6 protein-coding genes are annotated in these 6,604 nt (G+C 66.8%); 1 reads left to right on the top strand and 5 read right to left on the bottom strand.

The features are described 5' to 3' along the window. A partial coding sequence (locus VJ811_RS02685) for a hypothetical protein (protein WP_324070731.1) occupies window positions 1-766 on the top strand: 766 nt, incomplete at its 5' end. A gap of 3 nt (window positions 767-769) precedes the next feature. On the opposite strand, the gene phhA is transcribed toward VJ811_RS02685, so the two are convergent. The 5 genes from phhA to VJ811_RS02660 all read right to left on the bottom strand — a co-directional run bounded on the left by phhA (window position 770) and on the right by VJ811_RS02660 (window position 6,402). Next, on the bottom strand, window positions 770-1,642 hold the full coding sequence (phhA, locus tag VJ811_RS02680) for a phenylalanine 4-monooxygenase (RefSeq protein ID WP_324070730.1): 873 nt from the start codon (window positions 1,640-1,642) through the stop codon (window positions 770-772). A 39-nt stretch (window positions 1,643-1,681) separates the two neighbouring features. Beyond that, window positions 1,682-2,302 (bottom strand): molybdenum ABC transporter ATP-binding protein, encoded by a 621-nt coding sequence (locus VJ811_RS02675; protein WP_324070729.1) that lies wholly within the window; start codon window positions 2,300-2,302, stop codon window positions 1,682-1,684. Next, a complete protein-coding gene (gene modB, locus VJ811_RS02670; RefSeq protein WP_324070728.1) occupies window positions 2,292-2,987 on the bottom strand; it encodes a molybdate ABC transporter permease subunit in 696 nt (231 codons plus the stop codon). Before modB ends, VJ811_RS02675 begins: the two co-directional genes overlap by 11 nt. A gap of 148 nt (window positions 2,988-3,135) precedes the next feature. Then, window positions 3,136-3,897 (bottom strand): molybdate ABC transporter substrate-binding protein, encoded by a 762-nt coding sequence (gene modA, locus VJ811_RS02665; RefSeq protein ID WP_414711904.1) that lies wholly within the window; start codon window positions 3,895-3,897, stop codon window positions 3,136-3,138. A gap of 483 nt (window positions 3,898-4,380) precedes the next feature. Next, window positions 4,381-6,402, bottom strand: coding sequence for a TonB-dependent receptor (locus tag VJ811_RS02660; protein WP_324070726.1), 2,022 nt, complete (start codon window positions 6,400-6,402; stop codon window positions 4,381-4,383). Window positions 6,403-6,604: the final 202 nt, after the last annotated feature.

Genomic DNA, 6,604 nt, shown 5'->3' with positions numbered 1-6,604 from the left:
CGGCGACGATCCCGATTCGATCATCATCACGGGGACGCCGCTGACCCGCGAAGAAGCAAAGAAGCGCGCGGCCGAATATGTGCGCCGCTCCGGGGTCGTGCAGCTCAAACCGCTCGCGCGATGGGTAGACCCTGTCTGTCCACACACAATAGGGGTCGACGATCATGTGGCCGCGATCGTCAATGCACGCGTCCGCGCCGTCGCCGCTGCGGCGGGTGCCGATGTCGCCCCAGCCGAATGCCGACCCAATATCGTCGTCGCTTTCAGCGCGGACGGGCGCGCGCTCGCGCGTGCGGCGCGCCGCAAGGCGCCCCAACAGTTCGCCGAGCTGGGGCCCGTGGCGCGCGACCGCGTGCTCGACGGGACGGGTGCGATCCGCTGGTGGTATACGACGCGCGACGAGAGCCGCGACGGCATGCCGATCAATGATTATTATATAAAGCTCTATAACAGCAGCATCGTCAGCACGCAGGTCGTGCGGGCGCTGCAGACCGCAACGGTCGTGATCGACGTCCATCAGGCCGATGGCACCCCGCTCGACTCGGTCGCCTCCTACGCCGCCATGGTCGCGCTCGCCGAATTCCGGAGCAATCCCCCGCCGCCGAAGGAGTCGATCCTCGCGCTGTTCGACGGCGAAACCGAGCGCCGCGAACTGTCGCGCCACGACGCGGCGCTGCTCCGCGGTATCTATACCGTGCCGCCAGACCGCGAAGCCTTTCAGCAGCGGCGTCAGCTGATATCGACGGTGCGCAAGGAAAGCGAGTGAGCGTCAGCCGCTCTTGGCGAGGGCATATTCCTGCGTACCGCGGGTGACCACCGCGTCGCCGGGCAAGATGTCGGCGATCGGAATCGGCGGCAGCGCGGCGTTCGCGGCATAGAGCGGCGCGAAATCGGTGTTCACCGTCGTGCTCAGCAGCTGATCGAGGCTGTCGATGACGAAATAATTCTGCTGGAAATCGTCGATCCGGTAATCGGTGCGCATCACGCGCGCGAGGTCGAAGCCGATGCGGTTCGGGCTGTCCGAATCGAGCGCGAAGACGCTTTCGGCAAAGGAAGAGACGATGCCCGCGCCATAGATGCGCAGACCGCCTGCTTCGCGGATCAGGCCGAATTCAACCGTGTACCAGTATAGCCGTGCGAGCTGTTTCAGTGCGTTGAACTTGAGGCTGCGCAGCCCGCCTTCGCCATATGCGACCATATAATCGGCGAACACCGGGTCGGCGAGCATCGGAACATGGCCGAAGACGTCGTGGAAGACGTCGGGTTCCTGCAGATAATCGAGCTGCTCGGGAGTGCGGATGAAATTGCCCGCCGGAAAGCGCCGGTTCGCGAGATGGTCGAAAAACACCTCGTCGGGGACGAGTCCCGGAACCGCGATCACCTGCCACCCCGTCGCGGCCATCAGCCGCGCATTGAGCTCGCGATAATCGGGGATGCCTGGCTTTTCGAGGCGCAGCACGTCGATCCCGCGCAGGAAGGCGTCGGCGGCGCGGCCGGGGAGCATGTTCGACTGGCGCGCGAAGAGGCGGTCCCACATCGCATGCTCGTCGGCGGTGAAGGCGTCCCAATTCTGCGGAATCGTCCAGTCGGCCGCGGCACCCGGCGGCGGCGTGTCATGGACGTGGGTAAACTGGCTTTCCATACGCCCGCTTCTACCATTAAAATGGTTTCAAGTGAAACTTTATTCGCCAATCTCCACCACCGAGGTCGCGAGCCGGTCGATCTCGGCGCGGTCGTGGCTGACATAGAGAATCGGCAGTTTGAGTGCGTCGCGAATTCGCTCGATCACCACCATGATATCGCCGCGCCGCGCGGTGTCGAGCGACGACAGGGGTTCGTCCATCAGCAGGATTTCCGGTCCCGCGAGCAAGGCGCGTCCGATCGCGACACGCTGCGCCTCGCCCCCCGACAGGCTGTGCGGCCAGCGATCGAGCAGATGCCCGATGCCGAGAAATTGTACCGCCTCGTCGAGGGTCATCCAGCGGTTCGCGGACGGCACAATGTCATGGCCGTAAGTCAGGTTCGCACGGACACGGCGGTGCGGGAAGAGCCGCCCGTCCTGAAAGACATAACCGACGCGGCGCGCCTCGGGTGGCAGGTCGATCGCACCATCGAACAGCGTGCGATCGCCGACGCGAATATGTCCCCGGTCGGGCCTCAGCAGCCCGGCGACCATGTTGAGAATACTCGTCTTGCCCACCCCCGACGGGCCGAACAGCGCGGTCAGCCCCGGACCGGCGGTAAAGCGCGCGGCGATGCTGCGGTCGCCGAGCCGCCGTTCGACGTCGATATCAATCGCCATGAACGCGCCTTCCGCCATGCGTCCGGCGCACCAGCCATTCGGAGAGAATAAGCGCGCCGAGCGACAAGGCGACCGAGAGCAAGGCGAGCCGCGTCACCATCGCTTCGCCGCCCGGCACCTGCAGCGCCGAATAGATGGCGAGCGGCAGCGTGCGCGTCTCGCCCGGGATGTTCGAGACGAAGGTGATCGTCGCGCCGAACTCGCCGATCGAGCGCGCAAAGCCGAGGACGAGCGCCGCGAGCACGCCGGGCAGCGCGAGCGGCAGGCTGATCGTCCAGAAGCTGTGCCAGGGCGTCGCGCCGAGCGTGCGCGCCGCGCCCTCGAGCCGCCGGTCGATCCCCTCGATCGACAGCCGCATCGCGCGCACCATCAGCGGCAGCGCCATGATCGCCGCCGCGAGCGCGGCGCCGGTCCAGCGGAACATCAGGCTGACGCCGAACCAGCTTTCGAGCCAGCGGCCGACGGGGCCGAACGGGCCAAAGGCGATCAGCAGCAGCCAGCCGGTGACGACGGGCGGCAGGACGAGTGGCAAATGGACGAGCGCGTCGAGGACGACGCGGCCGGGGAAGCGATGGCGCGCGAGAAGCCACGCGAGCGCGAAGGCGATCGGAAGCGTCGCGAGCACCGCGACGCCGCCGACCTTCAGCGACAGCGCGACGATCCCCCATTCCTCGGGTGAGAGCATCAGGAGGCCGAGACCGGAAACGGCGGCCCGGCAGCCAATAAATAGGGACAGTCCCTATTTAATCGATCCTGCCGCTTCGATTCCCGAGCGGTTTCGATGAATAAATAGGGACTGTCCCTATTTATTGGCGTCTTGTCCGGTCTCATCGTCAAGGATTCGAAAAACCGTGGCGCGCGAAGATCGCGCGGCCTTGTTTCGACAGCAGGAAAGCGCGGAAGCCCGCAGCGTCCTTGCTCCGCGACGCTTTCAGCAGCGCAACGGGATAGCGGATCGGCGGATGGCTCGATGCCGGAAAAGTGCCGACGATGCGCACCGCTTTCGACGCGCGCGCGTCGGTCGCATAGACGATGCCGAGCGGCGCCGCGCCGCGTTCGACGAGCGCCAACGCCGCGCGGACATTTTCGGCAGGGGCGACTTTTGCCGCGACGCTGGGCCAAACGCCGAGCGCGGTCAGCGCCGCTTTCGCATATTTTCCCGCGGGCACGGCATTGGGATCGGCTACCGCGAGGCGGCCCGAACCGAGCACCCTGGCGAGCGGGAAGCCGCGCGCGGGGATCAGGCGGACCTTGCTCGATGCCGGGGCGATCAGCACGAGGCGGTTGCCGAGCAGGGTGGTGCGCGTGCCCGCGCGCAGCGATCCTGCCCTGGCCACCGCGTCCATCCACTCCTCGTCGGCCGACAGGAACAGGTCGGCGGGCGCGCCGGCGATGACCTGCCGCGCGAGCGCCGACGAGGCGGCGAAGGAGATGACGGGTTTGGCATGACCCTGCGCGGCCCAGACGTCCGCCGCCTCGGTCAGCGATTCCTGGAGACTCGCCGCCGCGAGCACCACGAGCCCGCGTTCCTGCGCGCTCGCCGCGGGGGAGAGGAGCAGCGCGGCGAGCGCGGCGAAGAGGTGGAGGATGCGCATCATAGCCCCACCTATAGGCGCGCCGGGGTCTTTGCCGCAACGCCGAGGCGCGGCAACAGGAGGCGCTCGGCAATCTAGGGTCAGAACCTGTTAATTGCACGTTCGAGGCGTCGAAATGGCGAAGATATCGGGTTCGGGTGGCCGCCGCGGGTAGCATCGCTACCCGCAAGGCCGCACGGGCCTGAGATCGAAGCCATTTCGACGTCCCCCCATTAGGCGGGAGGGGGGATTTGACCGATTTTGTCCATTGCGTCGTCGGCAAGTCTGGAAATATCGACATATTCCTGCGCCTTGCCTCCTCGCACTGAACAAAATCGCTTCAAACCTCGAACGTGCAATTAATAGGTCCTGACCCTGGAGCAGGAGCAGGAGCAGGACAAAGGGGGGCGAACAGCTCGGCGCAGCAATGCCGGCGCCCGATCGTGCGGTAGAGCGGAACCCGGTCAGGGTCAGACCCTAATGTCGGCCATCCCCTCCCTTTCCTCAGAAACGCGCGCGGATGCCGGCGGAGACCGCGCGGCGTTCGACGGGGTAATAGATCGCCGACCCCGGCTCGACATTGGGCGGCGTGACGGTGATCGCCGCGCTGATGTCGCCGATCGCTTTCTTGCCGGTGATGTTGCGGACGTCGACGAAGGCATCGATCCCCTCGGCGATCGTCGCGCCTCCGGTGACGCCGATCAGCGCATAGCCGGGCGTGCGGACCCGATTGCGGTAGTCGGCGAAGGGGCCGTCGGGCACCCATTCGAGGTTGGGCGCGATATGCAGCGTATCGCTGCCGAGGCGAAGTTCGGCGCGATAGGCATGGCGAGGCACGACCGGAAGGCGATTGTCGCCGAACTGGGCGTCATCGCGGAAGCGGAAGTCGCTGTAGGTATAGACCTGCCGCAGCCGCAGCCAGTCGGTCGGCGCCAGATCCAATCCGGCCTCGACGCCTTGATGGAGCGTGCGGTCGGCGTTGAAGGTCGCGGCGGGGATGCTGGCGTTGGTCGTGAACTGGAGCAACTCGCCCTTTAGCGTCGAGCGGTAAACCGCGAGGTCCCAGCTCGCGAAACCGAGCTTGCCGCGCGTGCCGATCTCGGCGGTCCAGGCGCGCTGCGGGCGGATGTCCGAAACCACCATGCTCGTCGGCGGGGTGCCAATCGTCTGGAATACCTCGCCGAACCCCGGGAATTCGGCCGAGCGGCTGTAGTTGGCGAAGATCTGGATATCGGCGGCGGGCTCGAACAACAGGCCGATTTTGGGCGAGAAGGCGTCGAAGTCGATCCGGCCGTCGGTCGCCGGGGTGGCCGAGAAATTGACGTGGCGCTGGCGCCAGCCGTCGGCGTAGACGCCGCCCGCGATCAGCGTCAGCGCCTCGACCGGCCGTACGCGGACTTCGCCATAGAGTGTCGCGGTCTGCGCCTTCTGGTCGGCGTCGAAGGTCAGCGCGCCGCGCCGCCCGCCATTGTTGACGAACTGGCGCGCATCGGTGCCGCCGCGGCGGATTTCACCGCCGAGCGTGACCTCGACCGGGCCGGCCGCATAACCGGCGCGGAAGAAGCCGCCGACATCGACCGACTTCTGGTCGATGAGCTGGAAGATCGGGTGGTGAAGCGACTTCGCATTGACGAAGCCGCCGGCGTCGAGGGTCAGGGCGCCCCAATCGAAGCTTGTGCGGTTCTGGAGGCGCAGCGAGTCGATGTCGCGTCCCTGATCGCCCGCGACCGCGCCGGTGTTGGCCTTGCGCGGGGTCGTCAGCGCCTCGGCCCTGGTCAGCGCGCCGGGGAGCTGCTGGTTGATATTGTTGACGCTGGCATAGAAGCGCGTGCTCACCACGTCGCTCAGCTTCAGCCCGACATTGCCCTGAAAGCGCAGGCTGCGTCGCTTTGCATGGTCGCGGTCGCCATCCGACGTGTCGGCGCTGACCGCCCCCCACGCGTCGACGCGCTCGCTCGCCGCACCCCCCGAAATCAGGCCGCGATAGCTGTCGAGGCTGCCGGCGTCGGCGCGCAGGTAGATACCGCGCGCGGTGCGTCCCGTCGGCGTCACGCCGTTGATCGCGCCGCCGAGCGTGCCCGACCCGAAACGCAGCGCATTGGCGCCGCGATAGACTTCGAGATGATCGAAGAAGATCGGTTCGAGTTCCTGGAAATCGCCATTGTCGTCGGCGAGGTTGATCGGCACCCCGTCCTGGAGCAGCGTCAGCCCGCGCATGTGGAAGCCGCGCGACAGGCCCGAACCGCGGACCGATATGCGAACCTCCTGCCCGTAGCGCGGCTGGAGGTAGACGCCGGGCGAGAAAGCGAGCGTGTCGCGCAGGCTCACGACCGATTTGTCGGCATAGTCTTCGTAGGAAACGACGTCGATGCCGCCGGGCGTGCGTGCGGCGCGCTCCTCGGCGGCGTCGGTGGCGGTCGGTGCGGTGACGATGATCGTCGAATCGGCCTCTTCGGCGTGAACAGGCATGGCGAGACAGATGGCGAACGCCAGCGGCGCCGCCGCCCTATCGATACGGGTTTTCATGTTTATTCCTTCGCTGGATGCAATCACGGGCCGCGCCGCGCGAAAGCGCGGGCAGCCGGTCGGTCTGGATCAGGCGAAGTGAGGTGGTCCGGTACTCGGCGGCAGCGGCGAGGCGATGCCCGGCGCATAGCCGAGCGAGCGGACCGCGACCGGGACGGGACCGACGTCCATCGGCGCCGCGGCGAGGGTAGGCACGTCGGGG

It is taken from the genome of Sphingopyxis sp. (assembly GCF_035250425.1).
Classification (GTDB): domain Bacteria; phylum Pseudomonadota; class Alphaproteobacteria; order Sphingomonadales; family Sphingomonadaceae; genus Sphingopyxis.
This window is presented reverse-complemented; position numbering and strand designations above follow the sequence as displayed.